The 22,711-nt window shown below is 70.8% G+C and carries 24 protein-coding genes; 17 read left to right on the top strand and 7 right to left on the bottom strand.

From position 1 onward, the window contains the following. The first annotated feature begins 20 nt into the window (after positions 1 to 20). From FJ091_03020 to FJ091_02980, 9 genes are all read left to right on the top strand, one after another. A complete protein-coding gene (locus tag FJ091_03020) occupies positions 21 to 416 on the top strand; it encodes a hypothetical protein (protein ID MBM4382322.1) in 396 nt (131 codons plus the stop codon). After that, positions 406 to 1,164 (top strand): DUF4336 domain-containing protein, encoded by a 759-nt coding sequence (locus FJ091_03015; GenBank protein ID MBM4382321.1) that lies wholly within the window; start codon positions 406 to 408, stop codon positions 1,162 to 1,164. Before FJ091_03020 ends, FJ091_03015 begins: the two co-directional genes overlap by 11 nt. Continuing rightward, positions 1,164 to 1,604, top strand: a complete 441-nt coding sequence (locus FJ091_03010) for a hypothetical protein (GenBank protein MBM4382320.1) — start codon at positions 1,164 to 1,166, stop codon at positions 1,602 to 1,604. Before FJ091_03015 ends, FJ091_03010 begins: the two co-directional genes overlap by 1 nt. 43 nt (positions 1,605 to 1,647) lie before the next feature. Continuing rightward, on the top strand, positions 1,648 to 2,118 hold the full coding sequence (locus FJ091_03005) for an SAM-dependent methyltransferase (protein ID MBM4382319.1): 471 nt from the start codon (positions 1,648 to 1,650) through the stop codon (positions 2,116 to 2,118). A gap of 8 nt (positions 2,119 to 2,126) precedes the next feature. Continuing rightward, a complete protein-coding gene (locus FJ091_03000) occupies positions 2,127 to 2,351 on the top strand; it encodes an amphi-Trp domain-containing protein (GenBank protein MBM4382318.1) in 225 nt (74 codons plus the stop codon). Beyond that, positions 2,348 to 2,704, top strand: a complete 357-nt coding sequence (locus FJ091_02995; GenBank protein ID MBM4382317.1) for a hypothetical protein — start codon at positions 2,348 to 2,350, stop codon at positions 2,702 to 2,704. The genes FJ091_03000 and FJ091_02995 overlap by 4 nt, the downstream gene beginning before the upstream one ends. Before the next feature lie 42 nt (positions 2,705 to 2,746). Continuing rightward, a complete protein-coding gene (locus tag FJ091_02990) occupies positions 2,747 to 3,988 on the top strand; it encodes an MFS transporter (protein MBM4382316.1) in 1,242 nt (413 codons plus the stop codon). A 70-nt stretch (positions 3,989 to 4,058) separates the two neighbouring features. Then, the gene (locus tag FJ091_02985) at positions 4,059 to 4,268 is read left to right on the top strand and encodes a type II toxin-antitoxin system HicB family antitoxin (GenBank protein MBM4382315.1); all 210 of its coding nucleotides are present in this window, start codon (positions 4,059 to 4,061) and stop codon (positions 4,266 to 4,268) included. A 2-nt stretch (positions 4,269 to 4,270) separates the two neighbouring features. Then, positions 4,271 to 4,495 carry a type II toxin-antitoxin system HicA family toxin gene (locus tag FJ091_02980; protein ID MBM4382314.1) on the top strand — a complete coding sequence of 75 codons (225 nt, stop codon included), beginning with the start codon at positions 4,271 to 4,273 and terminating at the stop codon, positions 4,493 to 4,495. A 7-nt stretch (positions 4,496 to 4,502) separates the two neighbouring features. On the opposite strand, the gene eutC is transcribed toward FJ091_02980, so the two are convergent. Together eutC and FJ091_02970 are read right to left on the bottom strand one after the other, a co-directional pair. Then, entirely contained in the window at positions 4,503 to 5,207 is a 705-nt protein-coding gene (eutC, locus tag FJ091_02975) for an ethanolamine ammonia-lyase subunit EutC (protein ID MBM4382313.1), read from the bottom strand. After that, entirely contained in the window at positions 5,204 to 6,559 is a 1,356-nt protein-coding gene (locus FJ091_02970) for an ethanolamine ammonia-lyase subunit EutB (protein ID MBM4382312.1), read from the bottom strand. Before FJ091_02970 ends, eutC begins: the two co-directional genes overlap by 4 nt. Positions 6,560 to 6,624: 65 nt before the next feature. Here FJ091_02970 and FJ091_02965 point away from each other — a divergent pair, with 65 nt between their 5' ends. Continuing rightward, entirely contained in the window at positions 6,625 to 7,167 is a 543-nt protein-coding gene (locus FJ091_02965; GenBank protein ID MBM4382311.1) for a DinB family protein, read from the top strand. Beyond that, complete coding sequence (locus tag FJ091_02960; protein MBM4382310.1) at positions 7,164 to 7,706, top strand: NAD(P)H-dependent oxidoreductase; 543 nt, start codon at positions 7,164 to 7,166, stop codon at positions 7,704 to 7,706. The genes FJ091_02965 and FJ091_02960 overlap by 4 nt, the downstream gene beginning before the upstream one ends. Here the strand turns inward: FJ091_02960 and FJ091_02955 are convergent, their stop codons facing one another. Beyond that, positions 7,707 to 8,144, bottom strand: coding sequence for a hypothetical protein (locus tag FJ091_02955; protein ID MBM4382309.1), 438 nt, complete (start codon positions 8,142 to 8,144; stop codon positions 7,707 to 7,709). Positions 8,145 to 8,325: 181 nt separating this feature from the next. On the opposite strand from FJ091_02955, the gene FJ091_02950 reads away from it, so the two are divergent. The 4 genes from FJ091_02950 to FJ091_02935 all read left to right on the top strand — a co-directional run bounded on the left by FJ091_02950 (position 8,326) and on the right by FJ091_02935 (position 16,402). Next, positions 8,326 to 10,986, top strand: a complete 2,661-nt coding sequence (locus FJ091_02950) for a M1 family metallopeptidase (GenBank protein ID MBM4382308.1) — start codon at positions 8,326 to 8,328, stop codon at positions 10,984 to 10,986. Positions 10,987 to 11,078: 92 nt separating this feature from the next. After that, a complete protein-coding gene (locus FJ091_02945) occupies positions 11,079 to 13,343 on the top strand; it encodes a molybdopterin-dependent oxidoreductase (GenBank protein ID MBM4382307.1) in 2,265 nt (754 codons plus the stop codon). A 15-nt stretch (positions 13,344 to 13,358) separates the two neighbouring features. Beyond that, positions 13,359 to 14,303 carry an MBL fold metallo-hydrolase gene (locus FJ091_02940; GenBank protein MBM4382306.1) on the top strand — a complete coding sequence of 315 codons (945 nt, stop codon included), beginning with the start codon at positions 13,359 to 13,361 and terminating at the stop codon, positions 14,301 to 14,303. 32 nt (positions 14,304 to 14,335) lie between these two features. Continuing rightward, complete coding sequence (locus tag FJ091_02935; protein ID MBM4382305.1) at positions 14,336 to 16,402, top strand: PA0069 family radical SAM protein; 2,067 nt, start codon at positions 14,336 to 14,338, stop codon at positions 16,400 to 16,402. On the opposite strand, the gene FJ091_02930 is transcribed toward FJ091_02935, so the two are convergent. Continuing rightward, complete coding sequence (locus FJ091_02930; protein ID MBM4382304.1) at positions 16,378 to 17,946, bottom strand: sigma-54-dependent Fis family transcriptional regulator; 1,569 nt, start codon at positions 17,944 to 17,946, stop codon at positions 16,378 to 16,380. The genes FJ091_02935 and FJ091_02930 overlap by 25 nt on opposite strands. Positions 17,947 to 18,049: 103 nt before the next feature. Here FJ091_02930 and FJ091_02925 point away from each other — a divergent pair, with 103 nt between their 5' ends. Further along, positions 18,050 to 19,417, top strand: coding sequence for a 1-acyl-sn-glycerol-3-phosphate acyltransferase (locus FJ091_02925; protein ID MBM4382303.1), 1,368 nt, complete (start codon positions 18,050 to 18,052; stop codon positions 19,415 to 19,417). Positions 19,418 to 19,520: 103 nt separating this feature from the next. Here FJ091_02925 and FJ091_02920 read toward each other — a convergent pair whose 3' ends face one another. The 3 genes from FJ091_02920 to FJ091_02910 form a co-directional block, all read right to left on the bottom strand. Further along, positions 19,521 to 20,174: an alpha/beta hydrolase gene (locus FJ091_02920; GenBank protein MBM4382302.1), complete on the bottom strand. Its 654-nt coding sequence runs from the start codon at positions 20,172 to 20,174 to the stop codon at positions 19,521 to 19,523. Beyond that, entirely contained in the window at positions 20,171 to 21,112 is a 942-nt protein-coding gene (locus tag FJ091_02915) for an alpha/beta hydrolase (protein ID MBM4382301.1), read from the bottom strand. The genes FJ091_02920 and FJ091_02915 overlap by 4 nt, the downstream gene beginning before the upstream one ends. A gap of 70 nt (positions 21,113 to 21,182) precedes the next feature. Then, positions 21,183 to 22,160 carry an RNA pseudouridine synthase gene (locus FJ091_02910; protein MBM4382300.1) on the bottom strand — a complete coding sequence of 326 codons (978 nt, stop codon included), beginning with the start codon at positions 22,158 to 22,160 and terminating at the stop codon, positions 21,183 to 21,185. A 76-nt stretch (positions 22,161 to 22,236) separates the two neighbouring features. On the opposite strand from FJ091_02910, the gene FJ091_02905 reads away from it, so the two are divergent. Continuing rightward, entirely contained in the window at positions 22,237 to 22,674 is a 438-nt protein-coding gene (locus FJ091_02905; protein MBM4382299.1) for a transcriptional repressor, read from the top strand. Positions 22,675 to 22,711: the final 37 nt, after the last annotated feature.

The following is a 22,711-nucleotide window of genomic DNA, read 5'->3' as shown; positions in this document are numbered from 1 at the left end:
GGCGGCGCCCCGAGGCCAGCATGAGACGCTCGTTCGCATGCTCGTTCGTTCTCGCCGCTGCGCTCGGCTGCGGCGGACCCTTCCTCGTCTTTCCAGGCGGCGAGTTATCAGGCGAAGTCGTCACCGAGCCCGTCGCGGACTGGTCGTTCGCGACCGACGAATTCGTCGACCTCGAGACGCGCCCGAGCGACCCATACTCCGTAGAGCTCAACTACGTCGTGAAAGACGGCGCGCTCTACATCGACCCCGCGGAAGGGCGCCGCTGGCTCGATCACATCCGCGAGGACCCGCGCGTGCGCGTGCGCTTCGGCGAGAAGATCTACCTCGCGACGGCCGTGCTGGCCGGAAGACCCGGCGAGCTCGCGGGCTTCGATCCCACGCGCTTCATCTACCGGCTCGAGCCTCGTGGCGAGTGAGCGGAGCCTTCTCGAACGCATCGTCGCGCTCAGCTCGCCGACGTGGCTGCCCGGCGAGCCCGCGCCGCACGAGCTCGCGCCGGGGCTGTGGTCCGTGGATCGCATGCTCGGCATCGGCATGGGTCCGCGGCTCGGGACGCGCGCGCTGCTCGTCGACCTGCCGGGTGGCGGCGTGCTCGCGTGGGCGCCCGTTCCGCTCGGCGCCGAATTGCGCGCCTTCGTCGAGGCGCGCGGCGGTGCGCGCTTTCTCGTCGCGCCGAACTCGTTCCACTACCTCGGCCTCGCCGAGTGGCAGCGCGCGTTCCCGAGCGCCGAGGTGTGGCTCGCACCGGGCCTGCGCGCGCGCGTCAGGGACGCAGTGCCTGCGGGCCGCGAGCTCGTGGACGAGGACGCGACGCCGTTCGCGAGCACCTTCGCGCATCGCGTCCTCGCCGGCGGCCGCGGCACCGCCGAGGTCGCGTTCTTCCACGCCGCCTCGCGCACGCTCGCGCTCGTCGACAGCTCGTTCAACGTGCGCCACGTCGAGCGCTGGATCGACCGCGTGGTGTGGGGCGGCTACGGCGCGCTCGGGCGCTTCGGCCCGACGAAGACCGCACACTGGTTCCTGCTCTACAACCGCGCCGCCGTGCAGGCGTGGATCGAACGCGTGTGCGCGTGGGATTTCGCGCGCATCGTCGTCGCGCACGGCGAGCCGCTCGAAGCAGGGCCGCGCGACCTGCGCGCGGCGTTTGCGAAGTACTTCGCGTAGTGGATGAGCGCTATCGCCCGCCGGAGTCGGAGCTCTCGAATGAGGGCGGCGATCCATCGAAGGTGGCGCGATGGATTCCGCTGCGGGTGCTTGTCGGGTTCTTCGCCGGAAGATGGATCGTGATCGCTGTCCGAGGCTGGACGACACCCCTCTCGACTGGAACCTCTGAAGATCTGGCCAATGGAGCCGCGGCAGCGATCGGATCGTTTCTGATCCTCACGTGTATCGAGCGACCTTTCTGGCTGAGGGTCGTCGGTGCCGCGCCCCTCCTCGCGTTGCTAGTGGCTTACTCAACCGGGCTCGCTGTCGGTGGGTTCCGGGCGAGCACCTGGGACGCTGCGTTCGTTCTAGGCTCGTGCGCGAGCGCGATCGCCGTCGCGTTCCGGACGCAGATCACGCGCGCCGCGCTCACACTGATCCGGCAGAGAAGATTGCGGTAACGAGCGCATCGCTGAGAGTCGGCGCATCACCCGAGGAGGTCACGTGAAGCTCGAGCTCACGCCGATCGCGTTCGTACGTGATGCGCGCAGTGACGTCGAGGATGACTACTGGGGCGGCGCGGTGTCGCGCCTCGTGCTCACGGACGCCGTGGAGGAGAGCGCGCTCGACGGCATCGAGCAGTTCTCCCATGTCGAAGTGCTGTTCGTGTTCGATCGCGTTCCGGACGCGAAGATCGTGCGCGGCGCGCGGCATCCGCGGAACAACACGGCCTGGCCGGTGACGGGCATCCTCGCGCAGCGCGCGAAGAACCGCGTGAACCGACTCGGCTCGACGATCTGCCGCGTCGCGCGCCGCGAAGGCCGCACGTTGTTCGTGCGCGAGCTCGACGCGGTCGAGGGCACGCCGGTGGTGGACATCAAGCCGGTGATGCGCGAGTTCTTGCCGCGCGAGGAAGTCCGCCAGCCCGCGTGGGCGAGCGAGCTGATGAGTGATCACTGGAAAGCAGCGAAGTAGGAGCCGCCATGGCAGCGAAGCGAAAGCGCGACATCGAGAAGAACTATCCGCCGAAGCAGTTCGCCGCGAAGCTGCGGCGCCTCGCCGACGCGATCGAGAGCGGCGGGCGCTTCCGCATCCAGGTCGCCGGCGAGCGCGTCGCGATCCCAGCGAACGCCGTGATCAACATCGAGCACGAGCGCGGCGACGAGCAGGAGGAGATCGAGTTTCAGCTCGTGTGGGAGCGCGGGTGAGGGCGTGGCTGCTCGCGAGCGCCTGCGTCGCAGCAGCCGCCTGCGTCACCCCGCTGCGCACGAGCGGGACCGCGCAGGTGATTCGTTGGGGCGAGTTCACGGACCGGCTGATGCTCGACTGCTCGACGGGTGCGCGGTTGCAGATCGGCATGGGTTCGAGCAACTACACGTTCGATTGGCAAATCGAAAAGTGGCTTGCGGAGAACGAAGGCCCGCTGCTCCTGGATTTCGCCGCGATCGAGGGGCCGCTCCCCTCTGATTGGCCCGCCGCACGAGACGCCGATCGCGCGGTGAGCCTCGTGCGGGTGAGCGCGCTCCGAAGAGGGAGCTGCGACACCGCGAAGCCCCAATAACCCGTAGCGACGCGTCTCCCGCCGCGAGAGACTGCGCCGTCCATGCTCTTCTGGCGCACCCGCTACACGATGCTCGCCTTCGCGCTCGGCACGATGGCGCTCGCCTACATCGACCGCGTCGCGATCTCGCTGTCGAGCTCGGCGATCCAGCGCGATCTCTCGCTGACTCCCACGCAGATGGGCTACGCGTTCAGCGCGTTCACGCTCGCCTACGCGCTGTTCGAGGTGCCGAGCGGCTGGCTCGCGGATCGCTTCGGCTCGCGCCGCATGATGACGCGCATCGTGCTGTGGTGGTCCGCGTGGACCGCAGCCACCGCAGCGGCGCGAGGGTTCTTCTCGCTGATCGGCATCCGCTTCTTGTTCGGGATGGGCGAGGCTGGCGTGTTGCCGACCCTCGCGAGCGCGTTCCGGCGCTGGCTGCCCGAGCGCGAGCGCGGGAGCGCGTTCGGGCTCACGGTCGCGGCGGGCGCGCTCGGCAGCGCGATCGCGCAGCCGATCGTGGGCGCGATGCTCGGGCGCTTCACCTGGCGCGAGTCCTTCGTCGCGTTCGGCTTGTTAGGCGGCGTGTGGGCGCTCGCGTGGTACGCGTGGATGCGCGACGACCCGCGCGAGCACCGCGACGTCAGCGCAGCCGAGGTCGCGGAGATCGGACCGCCCGCGCAGGAGCCGCACACGGGCGTGCCGTGGGGGCGCTTCGCGCGCAGCCGCAACCTGATCGTGATCTGCGCGATGTACTTCTGCGCGATCTACGGCTGGTACTTCTTCATGACGTGGCTGCCGCAGTACCTCGAGAAGGCGCGCGGCTTCAGCCTCGCGCAGACGAGCTGGCTCGCGGCGCTGCCGTGGCTCGCGATCGCCGCAGGCTGCTTCTTCGGCGGCCTCGTCTCCGACGCGCTCGTGCGCCGCCGCGGGCTCCGCTTCGGCCTGCGCGCGCCGGGGATCGTCGGCTTGCCCATCGCCGCGCTGATGATTCTCGGCGCGATCGAGACCCCGAGCGCACGCGTTGCGACCGCGTTCCTGACGGCCGCCGCGGGCTTCGCCGCGCTCGGCATCGCGTCCGCATGGTCGACCTGCCTCGCGATCGGCGGCCGCCACGGCGGCGTCGTCAGCGGCGCGATGAACATGTTCGGCAACCTCGGCGGCGCCACGAGCCCGGTCGTGTTCGGCTACTGCCTCGAGCACTTCGGCAGCTGGAACATCCCACTCGCGAGCGTCGCCGCGCTCTACTTCGTGTCGGGGCTGATGTGGTGGGCGGTGGCTCCGGAGGTGCCGCTGGAGAGGTGATTCGACGCCGTCGCCAATTGCGGATGTCGGGAGTAGCGTGTCCGAACCCCGGTCCCGCGGAGTTCATCAGGTGAGAAAGTTCACCGCCGTCATCGAGAAGGATCTCGAAACGGGCCTCTTCGTGGGCCACATCCCGGGATTCCCCGGCGCTCACTCGCAGGGCGCCACCATGGAGGAGCTCGCGCAGAACCTGCGCGAGGTCGTCGAGCTTCTGCTGGAGGACGGCGAACCCGTTCTCGAGTCGGAGTTCGTCGGCACTCACCAAGTCGTCGTCTCGTAGCCATGGCGCCGACCGCGGTGCTGCGACCTCGCGAGGTCGCAGCGATCCTCGAGCGCCTTGGCTTCGTGGCAATCCGCCAGCGCGGATCACACCGGCGCTTCCGGCACCCCGACGGGCGCGCGACCACCGTGCCGATGCACCAAGGTCGCGACATCTCGCCACGGCTCTTGCGCCAGATCACGCTCGACATCGGAGTGACCGTCGAGGCATTCGTCGCGATGCGCTGACTCGGTTCTACAGCTCCACCTTCGTCCCACTACTCCCCGCGCGCAGAATCTTCTCGCACACCTCGACGATCGCGGCGCCGGCTTCGTCGGGTGCGAGGCCGCGCGCGTGGATGTTGCTGATGCACTTGCGATCGGCGTCGGTCGTGGCGGCGTTCGGCGCGAGCGTCACGTAACAACCGAGACTCTCGGCGGCCTTGAGGCCGGGGCGCTCTCCGATCAGGTGCACCGCGAGCCGCGCACCGCTCGCTTCGCAGATGCGGTCGGCGATCGCGACGCGGCCGAGCGTGACGGCGACGGGCCGCGCGAGCGGGCCGAGCCGCTCGAGGCCGCGCACGAGCGTGGGCCACACGTGTGCGAGCTGCGCCTCGGCGGCGCGTGCAGAGAGGCCGTCGCTCACGACGATCTGCGCGACGGCACCCGGCACGCGCGCTGCGGCGATGCGCGCGGCTTCGCCATCGGCAAGCGCGCGCCCGAGATCGGGGCGGCGCAAGTACGTCGCGTGATCGGGCGCGGCGGATTGCACGAACAGGCAGCCGCGCGCTGCGAGCTGCTCGCGAAACGCCTCGCTCCATGCGCCGTGCACGGCATCGCGCGCGCGCGCGTGGTCTTCGCGAAAGTCGAGCGCGCTCGCGGTGCGCGGGCGCTCCCCGGCGCGGCCGAGATCGAGCCGCGCGGGCGTCGAGCGCAGGAGGCGCGTGAGCTCGTCGCTCACGCGAGCACCCGCGGATCGCCGGCGCGCGCGGTGAGCTTGCCGTCGCGCATGAGACCGCGCGCTTCGAGCCACGCCTCGAGCTCGGGCGCGGGGCGCAGGCCCAACAGCTCACGCAGCGCCGCGACGTCGTGATAGCTCGTGCTCTGGTAGTGGAGCATGCAGTCGTCGCCGAGCGGCACGCCCATGAAGTAGTTGCAGCCAGCGCTCGCGAGCAGCATCGCGGTGCTCTCGAGGTCGTTCTGATCGGCCTCGGCGTGGTTCGTGTAACAGACGTCGGCGCCCATCGGGACGCCGAGCAGCTTGCCCATGAAGTGATCTTCGAGCGCCGCGCGCGCGATCTCGCGCGCGTCGAACAGGTACTCGGGGCCGATGAAGCCGACGACCGTGTTCACGAGCAGCGGCGCATGGCGGCGCGCGACGCCATAACAACGCGCCTCCAGCGTGACCTGATCGACGCCCTCGTGCGCGTCGCTCGAGAGCTCGGAGCCCTGCCCCGTCTCGAAGTACCAGACGTGCGGCGACTTCATGCGCCCCTTCTCGCGCACGAGCGCCGTCGCTTCGCCCAGCAGCGCGAGGTCGATGCCGAACGCGCGATTCCCCTTCTGCGTGCCAGCGACCGACTGGAACACGAGATCGAGCGGCGCGCCGCGCTCGAAGGCCCGCATCTGCGTCGTCACGTGCGCGAGCACACAGCTCTGCGTCGGAACGCCGAGCGGCGTCATCACGCCGTCGATCGCGCGCGCGATGCGCTCCACCGTCTCGAGGCGATCCTCGACCGGATTCACGCCGATCACCGCGTCGCCGGAGCCGTACGCGAGGCCCTCGAGGATCGCCGCACGGATTCCGTCCGCAGCATCGGCGGGGTGATTCGGCTGAATGCGCGAAGCGAGGCGACCCGCGAGGCCGAGCGTCGTGCGCGCGCTCGCGACGACAGGGAGCCGCTTCGCCGCGAGCGCGAGATCGAGGTTCGAGCAGAGCTTCGCGACGGCGGCGGCGTGCTCGGGCAGGAGCGCGCGGCGCAGCTTCGCCTGCGCCTCGGCACTCGCGAGCTCGCCCGCGAGCAGCTTCTCGCGCAGCTCGCCCACGCTGACGTTCGCGAGCGAGCGGAACGCCGCGGCGTCTTGCTCCGCGAGGAACGCGCGCGTGAGCTCGTCGCGCTCCGGCGCGATCACGGACTCCTCCACGAAGCGCACGAGCGGCAGCTCCGCGAGCGCGCGCTTCGCGGCGACGCGCTCCTGCGCGCTCGCCGCCGCGATGCCCGCGAGCTGATCGCCGCTCTTCGGTTCGTTCGCCTTGGCGAGCACCTCGCGCAGATCGCGGAAGGCGAAGCCGGAAGCGCGCAGCGGCGTCATGCGCGCATCGTACTTCGCGCAAGCTGGATGCGTGCGAAGATCGCGCCTCGTGCCGGAGAACCGCGATGACCCTCGCCGCGCACTTTCGCGCCTGCGCCCGTAACAACGCGTGGTCGAACGATCGCCTGCTGCGCGCGTGCGCCCAGCTCACGCGCGAAGAGCTGCACGCGCCGCGCGTGAGCTTCTTCCCCTCGCTGATGCTCACGCTGAATCACATCCTGCGCGTCGACGCGTACTACCTCGGCGAGCTCGAAGCGACCGGGCGCGGGCTCGCGACGTGGACCGCGCTGCGCGAGCGCGAGCACGGCGAGATCGCGCCGCTCGCCGCCGAGCAGCTCGCGTCCGACCGCCGGCTCATCGCGTACTGCGATGCGCAGGGCGATGCCGCGCTCGCTCGCACGGTCGGCCTCGATCGCGGAGACGAGGGCGTGTTCGAAGAGGCGTTGCCCGCAGCACTGGAGCACTTGTTCGCGCACCAGATCCATCACCGCGGGCAGGTCCACTCGATGCTCGCGGGCACCCGCGTTGCGCCGCCGCAGCTCGACGAGTTCTTCTTGCGTTACGACGAGCCCCGTCGGCGCGACGAGATCGCGCGGCTCGCGCTGTGACACGCGTCCTCGCCGCTTGCGGGAGTCTGCGCGCGGCTTCCTCGAATGCGGCTCTGCTCGATGCCGCCGCTCAACTGGCGCCTGCTGGCGCGCGCGTCGAGCGCTTCCTCGGAATCGGCGAACTGCCGCACTTCAACCCCGACCTCGACCGCGAGGCCGACACTCCGCCGCCGGCGGTCGCGCGCTGGCGAGACGCGCTGCGCGAGTGCGACGCCCTGCTGCTGTCGAGCCCGGAGTACGTGCACGGCGTTCCCGGCGCGCTGAAGGACGCGCTCGACTGGATCGTGTCGAGCGGCGAGCTGTGCGGGAAGCCGCTCGCGCTGATCGACACATCGCGCTCGCACTTCGCAACGCCGCAGCTGCGCGAGATCCTCGCGACGATGGAGGCGCGCATCGTGCCGGAGGCGTCGATCACGCTGCATCTCGCGAGTAATCGCGTCGACGCGAGCGCGATCCTCGCGAACGAGCGCGCAGCGAGCGCGCTGCGCGCCGCGGTCGCAGCCCTCGTCGCGAGCGCGCGCGGGGCGGCTAGCCAGTAGTCAGGACTGCGCCGGAACGCGCGTCTCCATCACGCGCTCGCCTGCGAGCACGCGCTGGGCATCGCTGACGGCGCGCTCGACGATCTCGACGCCGTCGACGTCGCCGCGCCGCACCTGACGCGCGAGCTTCTCGAGCGCGCGGCCCGCGCGATCGAGCTGGCGCCGGTCCTCGCCCGCGGCGCGCTCCTCGAAGTACGAGAACCCGGCCGCGGCCTTCTCGAGATTCTCCGCCGCGTACCAGCGACTCGCGTTCGCGAACGCGCGCGCCGCGCGCGTCAAGTGGATGTGCGGTTCCGAGATCGGCTCGAAGCGGCGGTGGAACGTCTCGTAGTAGACGCGATCGCTGCCCTGGAAGAACCGGTACTCGCGCGCGCCGGCGGCGCCAGCGGCGGCGAACGAGGCAACCAGCGCGAGCGAAGCGACGAGCATGCGGGACATGACGTGACTCCTCAGGGCGTGCACGAGGTAGAACGCGCCCCCGCGCGAACGGTTTCGCACGCGGGCGGACGCAAACGCGCAGATCGAGGGCCCAGCGTCAGGCGCCGGTCCCTCGATTTCGCGGGCTTCTCGGATTCCCCATTCCTGCCGGTAAGATGCGCCCTCTTTTTCGGAGGCCGATGTGGCGAAGGGCGACGGCGCGAAGCAACCCGGACGCAAGCAAGCGACGCCCGCCGCCCGGCGCGAGGCGCGGCGCGTGCGCAGCGAGCGGCAGCGCGGCGCGTATCGCCTGCCCGCCGACACGCGCCCGGTCGAGGTCGACCTGCACATCGCGGTCGACCCGGCGCAGAGCGCCGCGTTCACGGGCGAGGTGCTGCATCACCTCGATCTCGCGCGGCCGAAGCGAACGCTCGAGCTGCACGCGGTGGGCATCACCATCACGCGCGCGCAGGCCGAAGTGGGCGACCGCGTGATTCGCGGGCGCGCGGTGATGCGCCCCGATCGCGAGACGGTGGACATCGTGCTCGCGGAGACAACGCCCGCGGGCGAGGTGACGCTCGCGCTCGAGTTCAAGGGCAAGCTCGCGACCGATCTGCGCGGCTTCTACGCCGCGCGCGCGGGCGAGCGCAAGTACGCCTTCACGCAGATGGAGTCGACCGAGGCGCGCCGCGTGTTCCCGTGCTTCGACGAGCCCGCGCTGAAGGCGCGCTTCGGGCTCTCGGTGACGACTGCGCACGCGAACACCGTGCTCAGTAACAACCCCGTCGAGAAGATCGTGCCCCGCGAGGGCGGACGGAAGACGGTGGTGTTCTCGCAGACGCCGCCGCTCTCGACGTATCTGCTCGCGCTCGCGGTGGGCGAGCTCGTCGCCTCGGAGCCCGTGCACTGCGGCGAGACCGAGATCCGCATCTGGCACGTGCCGGGCAAGGAGAACCTCACCGCGTTCGCGCTCGAGTGCGCGCGCGAGACGCTCGCGCGACTCGAGACGTACTTCGACATGCCCTACCCGTACGAGAAGCTCGACCTCGTGGCGTGCCCGGAGTTCGAGGCGGGTGCGATGGAGAACGCGGGCGCCGTGTTCTTCCGCGAGACGCTGCTGCTCGTCGACCCCGCGCGCACGACGACGCTCGAGCTGAAGCGCGTCGCCGAGGTGATCTGTCACGAGCTCGCGCACATGTGGTACGGCGATCTCGTCACGATGCGCTGGTGGGACGACCTCTGGCTCAACGAGGCCTTCGCGACCTGGATGGCGTACCAGATCGTCGACGCGTGGAAGCCCGAGTGGAGCATGTGGTCGACGTTCCAGCACGACCGCGCCGCCGCGCTCGGCATGGACGCGCTCGATTCGACGCATCCGATCTACGTCGAGGTGCGCAGCCCCGCCGAGGCGACCGAGAACTTCGACCTGATCACGTACGAGAAGGGCGCGTCGGTCGTGCGCATGATCGAGCGCTACCTCGGCGCCGAAGTGTTCCGCGCGGGGGTGCGCAAGTACATCCGCGAGCACCAGGAGGGGAACACGGTCGCGGCGGATCTTTGGAACGCGCTCTCCGAGGTCTCCGGGCAGAACGTCGAGCCGATCATGCGCGCGTGGATCGAGCAGCCGGGCTTCCCGCTGCTGCGACTCGAACGCGTCGAGCGCGGCGGCAAGCAGCTCGTGCGCTACCGGCAGGAACGCTTCCGCCCCAACGCCGACAAACCCGCCAAGGACGCGACGAAGCGCTGGCCGATTCCGTGGGTCGGGCGTGCCGGCACCGCGGTCGGCTCGCGCAGCCTGCGCCAGCTGTTAGGGCGCTCGCGCGGCGAATTCGAGGTCGAAGGCGAGACGCCGCGCTTCCTGTACGGAAACGCCGAGGAGTCCGCGTTCATTCGCCCGCTCCACACGGCCGCGGAGCTCTCGGCGCTCGCACAGGCGAAGAAGGAGCTCACCTCGGTCGAGAGGCAAGGGCTCGTCGGGCACCTCTGGGCTTCGCTGCGCGCGGGCCACTGCGATCTCGCGAGCTTCCTCGGCTTCGCGCTCTCGCTCGGCGACGAGCCGGACGCGGACGTGCTCGTCGCGCTGCGGCCCGCGCTCGAGGGCATCGCGCGCGCAGCGAAGCGCACGCTCGGCGCGGACGCGGAGCAGAAGCTGCGCGCGCGCATCGCCGTCACGTTCGGGCCCGCGCTCGCGCAGCTCGGCCTCGCGGCGAGCGCACGCGAGAGCGACGACACGCGGCGCCGCCGCGCGGTGCTGTTCGCGCTCGTCGGCGATGTCGGCGAGAACGCCGCCGCGCGCGGGCAGGCTGCCGAGCTCGTGGCGGCGTACCTCGCGGACCGCGGCAGCGTCGAGCCCGAGCTCGCGGCGGCCGCGATCACGATCGCGGCGTCGTGCGGCGACGCCGCGCTCTACGACCGCTACGTCGCGGCGCGCAAGGACGCTGCCACGCCGCTCGAGAGCCGGCGCATGCTGATGGCGCTCGCGGAGTTCCGCAGCAAAGAGCTCGTGCAGCGCACGCACGCGCAGTGCCTCACGGACGACATCGGCGCGCAGGACGTGGGCCTCGTGCTCGCGGCACAGCTCGCGAACCCGAACGCGGCGCCCGCGACCTGGGAGTTCTTCAAGCGTCGCTTCGTCGCGCTGCGCAAGAAGCTGCCGCCCGCGCTCGTGGCGCGCCCGATCGAGGCCGCCGCGACCCTCGCCACGAGGGGCGCGCGAAAGGACATCGCCGCGTTCTTCAAGCAGAACCCGGTGCCGACTGCGGTGCGCGCCGTGAGGAAGGCGACCGAGCAGATCGACCTGACGCTCGCCTTCGACGCACGCGTGAAGCCGCAGCTCGCGAAGTGGCTGGAGAGCGCGAAGTAGCGCGGGCGGGGGCCTAATCGGCCCGGCCGACTGCCCCCTGCCGCCTCTCGGGTCCGCGGTAGGTTCCGTGGCGACGCGCCCCGCGAGGTTCCATGCCGAACGCCGATGCATCACGCTGGCAGAAGTCCGCGTGCATTCTGTGCAGCCTCAACTGCGGACTCGAGGTGCAGACCGACGGCCGCCGCGTCGTGAAGATGCGCGGCGATCGCGCGCACCCCGCGTCTCAGGGCTACACGTGCGAGAAGCCGGCGCGCGGGCTCGACGCCTATCAGAACGGGCGCGATCGCCTCACGTCGCCGCTGCGCCGGCGCGCGGACGGCACGTTCGAGGCGGTGAGCTGGGATGTCGCGATCGCGGGCGTGGCGCGCGACCTCGCGCGCGTGCGCGACACGCACGGCGGCGCGTCGATCCTCTACTACGGCGGCGGCGGCCAGGGCAACCACCTACCCGGCGGCTACGGGCGCGCGACGCGCGCAGCGGTCGGCTACGTGTACGCGTCGAACGCGCTCGCGCAGGAGAAGACGGGCGAGTTCTGGGTGGACGGCAAGCTGTTCGGGCGGCCCAACTGCCACTCGACGCCGGACTTCGAGCACGCCGAAGTCGCGGTGTTGTTAGGGAAGAACCCGTGGCAGTCGCACGGCTTCCCGCGCGCGCGCATCGTGCTGAAGGAAATCGCGCGCGATCCGGAGCGCACGCTCGTCGTGATCGATCCGCGCCGCACCGAGACCGCGGAGCTCGCCGACTTCCACCTGCGGGTGAAGCCCGGCTGCGACGCGTTCCTGCTGGCCGCGCTGCTCGCGATCCTCGCGAGTGAAGATCTCATCGACCGCGAATTCCTCGCCGCGCGCACGGTGGGCGCAGACGAAGTGCTGGCCGCGCTCGCCGAGGTGCCGATCGCGGACTACTGCGCGCGCGCCGGGGTCGAGGAGAGCACGCTGCGCGAAGTCGCGCGGCGCATCGGGCGCGCGGCGAGCGTGTCGATCCTCGAAGACCTCGGCGTGCAGATGGCGCCGCACTCGACGCTCAACTCGTACCTCGAGAAGCTCGCGTGGCTGCTGACGGGCAACTTCGCGAAGCCCGGCGCGATGAACCTGCACACGCACTTCGGCGCGCTGATCGGCAAGAGCAGCGAGCGCAAGACGGCGGTGACGGGCGCGCGCGTGATCGGCGGCATCATGCCCTGCAACGCGATTCCGGAAGAGATCCTCACGGATCACCCGCAGCGCTTCCGCGCGCTGCTCGTCGAGAGCGGCAACCCCGCGCACTCGCTCGCGGACAGCGCTCGCATGCGCGAGGCGATCGCCGCGCTCGAGTGCGTCGTGGTGATCGACGTCGCGATGACGGAGACGGCGCGCCTCGCGCACTGGGTGCTGCCCGCGGCGTCGCAGCTCGAGAAGTGGGAGGCGACCTTCTTCAACTTCGAGTTCCCGAAGAACGTGTTCCACCTGCGCGCGCCGTTGTTCGAGCCCGCGCCGGGAACGCTCGTCGAGGCCGAGATTCACCGCCGCCTCGTGCGCGCGCTCGGTTGTTACGGAGACGAGGACGTGGCGCCGCTGCACGAGGCCGCGAGGCAGGGCCGCGCGCAGTACGCCGTCGCGCTGCTCGGAGCGCTCGCGAAGAGCCCGAAGTTCGCGCAGGTCGCGCCCGTGGTGATGTACGAGACGCTCGGGCCCACGCTGCCGGACGGCGCCGCGAACGCCGCGGCGCTCGCGGCGCTCGCGATCCAGTGCGCGCAGGAGTACCCGGACTCGGTGCGGCGCGCGGGCTTCGCAGGCGCGAACCCGATCGAGCAGGGCCTCGCGCTGTTCGACGCGATCCTGCGCGAGCGCAGCGGAGTCGTGTTCACGGCGGACGAGCACGCCGACTCGTGGAGCCGCGTCACGCACGACGGCCGCCGGGCGCACCTCGCGATCCCGGAGCTGTTAGGCGAGTTGCGCGCGCTGCGCGACGAGCGGCCCGCGCGCGACGACGCCTACCCGTTCGTGCTCGCGGCCGGCGAGCGGCGCACCAGCACCGCGAACACGATCGTGCGCGACCCCGCGTGGCGCACGAAGGACGCGGCAGGCGCGCTGCGCATGAACCCCGAGGACGCCGCGCGCCTCGGCCTCGCGAGCGGCGCCCGCGCGCGCATCACCACGAAGCGCGGCGAAGGCGTCGCGGAGGTGGAGGTGACGGACACGCTGCTGCCCGGCCACGCGACGCTGCCCAACGGCCTCGGCCTCCACTACCCCGGCGGCGCCGAGGGCTCGCGCACGACGGGCGTCGCGCCGAACGAGCTCACCGCGAGCGAGGACCGCGACTGGATCGCGGGCACGCCGTGGCACAAGCACGTAAGAGCGAGGATCGAGCGGGCGTAAGGAGCAGCTCTCGCCATGCGCTGGGCACTTCGCATCGCCGCCGCCCTGCCCTTGCTCGCACTCGCCGCGCTCGCTCTGCGCATCGTTCCCGCTCACCTGCAGATCCGCCGGGTCGCGCCGCGGCTTCCCAGCGCGGAGGAGCTGCGCTCGCTGACGAGCGCTCCCGGCGGTCCGCGCTCGCTGCGCTGGATCAACACCTCCTCGCAGCCGCTCGCGCGCGGCGTCATCGCGCACTCGGTGTTTCTCGCCGAGTGGCCCGATGGCTCGCTGTTCGAGGTCGACGCGGGCATGGATGCCGCAGCCGCCGTCGAGTTCGGCGAGTTGTTAGGCACGCTCTCGGGCGGCGGGCAGGTGACGCCGCACGGCACGGTGTCCGAGCAGATCGGCAGCGCGGTCGCGCGCGTGCGCGGCCTCGGCTTCACGCATCTGCACATCGATCACACGCAGGGCATCGAGGCGCTGTGCGCGGCCGGGCCGGCGCCCGGCGCGCGCGTGTATCAGGGGGAGTCCGCAGGCGACGCTGCGCGACCCGAACACCGCGGAAGGCGCTGCGCTAGTCGAAAGCTCGTGCTTCGAAGCGACGAGCGCGGGAGACGAGGGCCTGCTCACGCTCGCCGCGTTCCCGGGCACGGCGCTGATTCCGCTCGGCGGGCACACGGCGTGCTCGACGATGTTCGCGTTCGCCGTGGGCAACCACGTCTGGATCCTGTCCGGCGACATCACCAACACGCGCGAGGCGCTGCTCGCCAATCGCGGCAAGGGCTTCCTCTACAGCGGCCTGCTCGTGCCGGAAGACACGCGCCGCACCGAGCAGCTGCGGCGCTACCTCGCCGCGCTCGACGCCGAGGACGACTTCACGGTGGTGGTCTCGCACGATCTGGAGGCGCTGCGCGCGAGTGGCCTGCCGGAGTGGGCGGACTAGGCGCCACCCCGCGCACGCGGCTTCGACTTCGCGCTTGATCGCCTAGACAGATTCGTCGTAGATTCGCCTCATGCCCTCCCCGCCCGGCGCCCTCGCCAACCCGCCCAACCGCTTCGAGCGCGTCCACGTCGCCGACATGCCCGAGCTCGGCTTCGGGCCGAGCCCCGACGACCCGCCCGAGGATCCGCGCACCGAGCTGCTCGTGGATCCATCGCGCACGATCGTCGCCACCAACGACAGCCCCGACCTGAACTTCGGCGCCAGCGTGAACCCGTATCGGGGTTGCCAACACGCGTGCAGCTACTGCCTGGAGCCGGAGACATCCGTTCTCCGTGCGGACATGACATCGAGCCCGATCGGAGAATTGAAGCCGGGCGACGAGATCGTCGGCCTCGACGAGTTCCCAGCCGACGGTCATCACACGCGCAAGCTCAGGAATAGTGTCGTGGAGCATGTGTGGTGGTCGCGGCAGTCGACGATCCGCGTGGTGACTGATCGTGCGGAGGTCGTCACGACAGCTGAGCACCGCTGGCTGCAGTGGTGGATGTTTCGCTGGTCGCGAACGACCCAGCTTCAGGTCGGAAGGCGGCTCCGCCACCTAATGAATCCAACCCGCGTTGCGCTCGATGCGGACTACCGAGTCGGTTACGTCGCGGGCCTGTCGCTCGGTGACGGGACCTTCCGCTACGAGCCGGGCTGGCGGAGCGACAAGCTCGGCTTCCCTGCCGCGTACTGGCGCGTCGCAATGATCGATCGCGCGCCTCTCGAACGCTGCATCGAGTTCATGCGCCCCCTCGGCGTAGAGCTGTTCTTGCGCCCCTTCGACGGCGGGAAGTCCGCGCGACAGCCGCTCTTCAAGGTCGAGACTCGCTCGCTTTCGAAGCTCGAGATCGTGTCGAAGGTGATTCGCACGGAGCTCGACAGCGAGTCTTTCCGTCGAGGCTGGCTCGCGGGCTTCTTCGACGCAGAGGGGCACAACAGCGGGACGCTTCGCGTATCACAGCTGGATCAGGCCGTTCTCGAGCGAGTGATCCGCTACGCGGCGAGCCTCGGCTTCAAGTTCAAGCTCGAACCCCGCGAGAACCACGCGAGCTCGGCCAGGCTCGTGGGCACGGTCAGCGAGCGCATGCGCTTCTTCGCTGCCGTGCGCCCCGCGATCCAGCGCAAGATCAATGCCTGCTTCGAGCTCGATCCCGTAACAAGCGCCGCGACGATCGCCGCGATCGAGCCAGGGCCGATTCGCGACGTCGTCGACATCCAGACCTCTACGCGAACCTTCTACGCGAACGGCCTCGCCACTCACAACTGCTACGCGCGCCCCACGCACGAATACCTCGGCTACTCCGCGGGCCTCGACTTCTCGACCAAGATCCTCGTGAAGCCGCGCGCCGCCGAGTTGTTGCGGAAGCAGCTGATGTCCCCGGCGTGGAAGCCGCAGGTCGTGGCGCTCTCGGGCGTGACGGATCCGTATCAGCCCGCGGAGCGACGCCTGCGCATCACGCGCGGCTGCCTCGAGGTGCTGGCCGAGTTCAAGAACCCCGTCGGCATCGTGACGAAGGGTTTCCTCGTGACGCGGGACGCCGACGTGCTCGCGGAGCTCGCGAGCGTCAATGCTGCTTCGGTGATGATCTCGGTCACGACGCTCGATCCCGAGCTTCAGCGCAAGATGGAACCGCTCGCGTCGCCGCCGTCGAAGCGGCTCGCCGCGATCGAGGCTCTCGCGAAGGCAGGCGTACCCGTGGGCGTGATGGCGGCGCCGATGATTCCGGGCCTAACAGATCACGAGCTGCCTGCGATTCTACAGGCCGCCGCGAACGCGGGCGCGAAGAATGCGGGCTTCGTCGTGCTGCGCCTGCCGCACGGCGTGAAGGAGCTGTTCGCGGACTGGCTCGCGCAGCACGTCCCCGAGCGCCGCGAGAAGGTGCTGAATCGCCTGCGCTCGCTGCACGGCGGGGCGCTCTACGACTCGCGCTACGCGCACCGCCAGCGCGGCGCCGGCGAGTTCGCGGCGCAGATCGAGGCACTGTTCGCGCTGGGCCTGAAGCGCGCGGGACTCGCGCGCCGCGGGCCGGAGCTCTCCACCGCGGCGTTCCGGAGACCGGGGATCGCGGATCAGCTTTCGCTCTTCTCGCCCTGATCCGATCCCTTCAGCCGCGCCAAGAACTCCTGATCGATGCGCGCCCTGACGGTTCGGCGATCGAGCCCGATCCGCCGCGCCGTCTCCTCGTACGAGCCGGCTTGCCAGTAGACGAGCGTCGCGTAGCGCGAGAGCAGCGCGTCGGCAGAGGTGCTGCCGCGCGCGAGCTCGGCCGCGAGCTCGGCGACCGGCCCGCTCGCGGGCACGCCGGCGGCGCGCGCGGCCGGCAGCGCGGGCGCGTAGCCGCCGCGAATCACGACGTTGCGCACGCACTGCTCGAGCTCGCGCACGTTGCCGGGCCACGCGTAGTCGCGCGGCAGGTTCGCGTCGATCCACGTGTGCACCTCGCGCGCCACGGCGTCGCCTTCGCTTTCGCCGAACAGGCGGCGCGCGATCACCACGACGAAGCTGCGCAGGTCGTCGGGGTGGTCGTCGAGCTGCTCGCGAAGGCTCGGCGTGCGCACGAGGTCGGCGCACAGGCGGTAGTAGAAGTCTTCGCGGAAGCGGCCGGCCTGCATCTCGGCCGCGATGTCGCGATTCGTCGCGGCCACGATCTTGCCGTCGAAGCGGCGTGCGCGCGTTTCACCGAGGCGCTCGAAGCTGCGCGTCTGCAGCACCCGTAACAACTTCACCTGGATCTCGGGCGAGACTTCGCCGATCTCGTCGAGGAACACCGCGCCGCCGCGGCCGCAGGCTTCGAGCCAGCCCTCGCGATCGTCGACCGCGCCGGTGAACGCGCCGCGGCGGTGCCCGAACAGCTCGGACTCGATCAGCGTGGGCGTGAGCGCCGAGAGGTTCAGCGCGAAGAAGCGCTTTTCGGGCGCATGCGCGAACGCCTTCGCCTCGGCGTCGAAGGGGATGAACTGCGAGCAGCCGATCGCGCGCGCGACGAGCTCTTTGCCGGTGCCGCTCGGGCCGGTGATGAGCGTCGGAACGTCGTGCATGTGCGCGACGAGCGCGCGGCGATAGCGGCGGCGATCGCGCGAGAAGATCGACTGCCACGCCGCCGCACGCAGCTGCGCCGCGGGCAGCGAGGCGCCGTACAGATGGCGGAAGACGAAGTGGAAGGCGCGGCGCGTCTGGTAGCCGTACGCGAACAGGAATGCGGCGTCGGGCTTCGGGAAACCGGGCAGCGCGAGGTCGCGCTGGACGTCTTCGGCGAACGCCTCCCACGCCGCCACGGGGCGCGGCCGCTCCGCATCGCGATCGAGCGTCGCGCGCCACTCGCGCTCGTAGCGCGCGTAGACGCAATAGAGCACGACGTCCTCGTAGAGCGCGGCTTCCTCGGCGCTCGGCTTGCGCCCGCCGAGGATGCGCTCGCGCGCGGTCGCGAGCAGCTCGCGCGCGGTGGTCTCGAGGCGCGCGAGGTTCGGGTTCATGCCGTCGAGGTCGGCGTCGACGTTCCACACCACGCGGCCCGGCACGAACGCGCCCCCGAGCACCTCGCGCTCGTGCTCGATGCGCTCCGGAAGAAACGGGTTCGCGTGCGTGAGCTTCGAGAGCGCCTCCGCGATGCGCCGCTGGCCGTCGTCGAACAGCTTCATGGATCGCCTCTCGCGCGCAGATTATCCGTCTACGAGACCCGGACTCACGCTCCTTCATCGCCCGCCCGATGCGGCGAGTAGAGTGCTCGCAGGCGGGGGCGTCGTGAGCGAAACGAGCGACAAGCGAGGCGCGGGCACGTTCGTGGAAGGGCTCGCGAAGGCGGCCTGCTTCACGTTCTTCCGCAGCATCGAAGTCACGGGCGAGGAGCGCATTCCGCGCGGCGTGCCGCTCGTGCTCGTCTCGAATCACCACAACAGCCTAGTCGATCCGATCTTGGTGTTGGGGACGACGGGCGTGCACGCGCGCTTTCTCGCGAAGGCGACGCTTTGGCAGGTGCCGTTCACGCGCCTCTTGCTGAAGCTCGCGAAGGTGATCCCGGTGTACCGGGCGCAGGACGGCTCGGACATGTCGAAGAACGACGAGACATTCCGCGCGTGCTGGAGCGTGCTGGCCGAGGGCGGTGCGATCGCGCTCTTTCCCGAAGGCATCAGCCACGACGCGCCGCATCTCGCGCGGCTCAAGACTGGCGCCGCGCGCATCGTGCTCGGCGCCGCCAGTGAGCTCGGCGTGCGCGGCACGCAGATCGTGCCCGTGGGACTCACCTTCGAGCAGAAGGGAAAGTTCCGCTCGCGCTCGCTCGTGACGATCGGCGCGCCGCTCGATCCTGCGCCGTTCATCGCGAGCGCTGCGAGCGACGAAGCCGGCGCCGTGCGCGACCTGACAGCTGCCGTGCGTTCCGCGCTGGAGGCGGTGACGCTCAACTACCCGAAGCACGAGGACGTGCCGGTGATCGATCAGGCGTCTGCGCTCTGGGCCGAGCGCGAGCGCGACCTGCCCGCGCGCATGGCGCTCGAGGAGGCGTTCCAGCTGCGCAGCACGGCGCTGCGCCTCTACGAGCGCGCGAAGCAGCGCTACCCGCATCGCGTCGCCGCGCTCACCGCGCGCGTCGAGAACTACCAGCACCGCCTCGCCGAGCAGCGCCTGCGCGACGAGCATGTCGCTGCGAAGTATCCGCGCGAGGAGGTGATCGCGTACGCGATCGGCAGCGCGACGTTGCTCTTCTTCTGGCTCCCGATCGCGGCATTGGGCAGCGCGATGAACTGGATCCCGTACCGCATCATCTGGGCCGGCGCGCGCCTCACGCCCGGCGAGAACCTGCCCGCCACGGTCAAGCTGCTCGGCGGGTTCTTCCTCTACCCGATCACCTGGCTCGTGTGGGCGTTCGTCGCCGGCGGCATGTGGGGCTGGGCCGCGGGCGTCGCGACGTTCTTGTTAGGCCCGCTCGCCGCGTGGTTCGCGATGCTCTTCCACGAACGCTACGAACATTTCTGGGAGCACGCGCGCGCGTGGGCGACGGTGAAGCTGCGCCCTGCGGAGGCGGCGAAGCTCAAAGCCGAGCGCGAGGCGCTGCATCGGGAGATGAGGGCGATTGCGGAGGACTCACGAGAGACTCGCGACGAACGCCGCTGAGCGTCCTCGACCGAGCGGCGACCACTCGGGGCGCGTCTCTCTTCCGCGTGCGTGAACCACTTCAGCTCGACGCCGCGGCTCGCGAGTGCGTCGACGCGCCGTTTCAGGCCACCCGCGCGTACTCCGCGACCGCATCCTCGACCGTCGTCACGCGCAGCTCGGATTCCTTCAGCACCGCTTCGAGCCAATCCGGACGCTCGGCGCAGCACACCGCGATGGGGCGCTCGAGCCCTGATAACTCGTTCGCTTGGCGCCAGAAGGCAGTGGCGTAATCCGGCGGGCGCACGTCGCGGGCGAGCTCGACCAGCGCGAACGGGTCGGGCGACGCGACGGCGTGCGGGTTCGGGTAGACGAGGCTCGGCGTGGCGGCTTCGGCGCCGCCGCCGGCGAGGCCGAGGCCGTCGCACAGGATGGCGCCGCGCACGAGCGTGGGGCGCGCGCCGGCGATCAGCAGCGCGATGTAGGCGCCAAGGCCGCGCCCTAACAACGTCGCTCGGCCGAGATGGCGCAACGCGCAGTCGGCGTCGCCCATCAGCACTTCGGCGCTGTAGCCGCCGCCGCTCGTGAGCGAGCTCTCGCCGTGGCCCGTGAAGTCGACCGCGAACACGGGACCAGACCAGGCTGCGGCGTAGGCTGGGACTTCGCGCGGCGAGCGTTCGCCGAGGCCGTGCAGGAGCAACAGCGCGCGTCCGTCGCCTGCGCGTAGCTCGTGCAGCGCGAGCTCGATGCGCGCGTGCTTCAGGCGAATCGTCTTCACGCGAGGTTCCGCAAGAAGTCGAGCACGAGCTTCGCGGTCCGCTCGGGTTGCTCGATGTGGATGAAGTGGCCAACGCCCTTCATCTCCACCACTTCGGCGCGGCGCGGCAGGTACGGCTTCACCTCGCTGGCGCGCGTCTCCCAGCCCATCGGCTCGCTCTCGGTCGCGAGCAGGCCGAGCAGCGGCACGGGCAGGCTCGCGAGGCGCGCCATCGACCACGTCGCGCGCCACGGCCCGAAGCCGCCGGGGCGCAGCACGGGATCGATCTTCCAGCGCCAGCCGTCGGCGTCCTTGCGCGCGCCGCGCGTCACGAGGTAGCGGAGCCACGCCTTCGAGAGGCGCGGGTTCTGGCGCGCGCGGCGCTCGGCGAGGCCGCCGAGCGTGTCGGCGCGGCGCACCTTGTCGCCGGCCGCGCGGCGGTGGTCGAGCCAGCCTGATAACTCGGTCGCGAGCAGCTTCGTGCGCTCGTGATCGGCGACGTCGGGCGGCGGCCGGTGCGAGGGCATGCCGTCGATGTTCACGAAGGCGCGCACGCGGTGCGGTGCGGCTTGGATCGCGTACGTCGAGATCGATCCGCCCTTCGAGTGCCCCAACAAGATCGCGGGCTCGCGCGTCGTCGAATCGAGCGCCGTGAGCAGATCGCGCACGTCGGCGTCCCACGAGTAGAGCGGCGCATGGCCCGAGTCGCCGTGGCCGCGCTGATCCCACACGACGACGCGGTAGCCGCCCGCGGCGAGCAGCGGTGCGAACACGTCGAAGGTGCCGGTGAAGTCGAAGCCGCCGTGCGAGCAGAAAATCACGGGCGCGCGCTCGTCGCCCCACTCGGAGACGCACAAGTCGACGCCGAACGACTTCACGGTGCGGCGGCGGTCGGGCAGGCGCGCGCCGGGGTAGCTCGCGGCGGCGCGTTCGTCGGAGTCGAGGCTCGAGTCGTTCATGGGCGCGAGTTTTTAGGCGAGCGCGTGCAGCGCGTCACCCGCGAGCGCGCGCACGGCAGTCGGCCCGCGCTCAGCCAGCACCTTCCAGCGCAAACTCGCGAATGTCGGGCGGTGTCGGCGCGTCCACGACGAGGCTGCGCCCCGCGAGCGAGAGCGCGAGCGACTTCGCGTGCAAGAGGACGCGCGCCGCGGCGTGGGATGCGCCGGGCGCCCATGCGAGGCCGTAGAGGTCATCGCCCGCAATCGGGCAGCCGTGCGCGGCGAGGTGCACGCGTAGCTGGTGCGTGCGCCCGGTCTCGGGCGCGGCGGTGACGAGCGCGCCGCGCGCGCAGCGCCGCGTGACACGAAAGTGTGTCGCGCTCTCGCGCCGGCCCTCTGCAGGCTCGGCGAACAGGCCGAACTTGAAGCGCGACGGATGGGGCACGCGACCGAGGAATCCGCGCACCGCGAGCTCGTCCTCGTGCGGCGGCGGGGATACGCACGCCACGTAGCGCTTCTCGACGCGGCGGTCGCGGAAGGCGCGCCCGAGCTCCGCGGTGCGCTCGCGCCCGCGCGCGAACAGGGCGACGCCGCTCGTCTGGCGGTCGAGGCGATGCACCGCGAACAGCGTGCGATCCCCTAACAACGCTTGCAGCTGATCCTCGAGCGAGGCGCGAAAGCTCGCGCGCGTGCGCTGCATCGAGAGCCACGGCGGCTTGTCGACGGCGACGAGGCCGTCCGCGTCGAGCAGGATGCGCGCCGCGTCGAACGCGACGGGCTCCGGCTCGCGCACGAAGCCGTAGATCGCGACCCAACAGCCTGCCGGAATCGTCCCGGGTGGCGCGCTCGGATCGATCGGCCGCCCCGACACGTGCATCCCGCCGTGCTCCAGCGCGCGCTCGAGGTCCGCCGCGCGAGCTCCCAGTCGCTCGCGCGCATCGCGCAGAAACGCGCCCCACGCGAGCTCGCGCTCGGGCACCCAGCGCGCCTTCCACACCGCGGGATCGAAGCGCTCGGCGTCGGGCGAGCGCGGCTGCGTGATCGGCTCGGCGACGCAGGGCTGCGGCATCCCGCGACGATCCTCGCGAAGTGGCTGGACGTCGAGGCGCGGCAGAGTTTCCCTCGATCGGATAACGATTTCGCGCATGGCGCGCGCGAACCCCAACCACAAGCAGATCGCGATCGAGCTCGCGGCGCACGGTCTGCGCGCAACGCGCCAGCGCGTCGGCGTGCTGGAGGCGCTGCGCGCATCGAATGCTCACCCCACCGCCGCGAGCTTGCATCGCGCGCTCGCGCGCAAGCAGCCGAGCCTCAGCTTGAAGACCGTGTACGAAGTGCTGGGCTCGCTCGTCGGCGCGGGGCTCGCCGCGTGCGTGACCGACGGCGGCGAGCCCTACCGCTACGAGGCGAACAGCGCGCCGCACTATCACGCGCGCTGCCGCGTGTGCGGCGCGCTGCACGATCTCCCGAGCAGCGCGGACTCCGCGATCCGCGCCAAGGCGAACCTGCCCGAAGGCTTCGCGCTCGAGCGCATCTCGGTCGTGGTGCTGGGGCGCTGCGCCCGCTGCGAAAACTCGGTCTGAAGCCGATTTCTTGTTGCCAGTCGTTGTTATCTAGCCG

The sequence above is a fragment of the Deltaproteobacteria bacterium genome, from assembly GCA_016875395.1.
Classification (GTDB): Bacteria; Myxococcota_A; UBA9160; order UBA9160; family UBA6930; genus VGRF01.
Note: the sequence above shows the minus strand (reverse complement) of the source record. Positions and strands in the feature narration are given on the sequence as shown.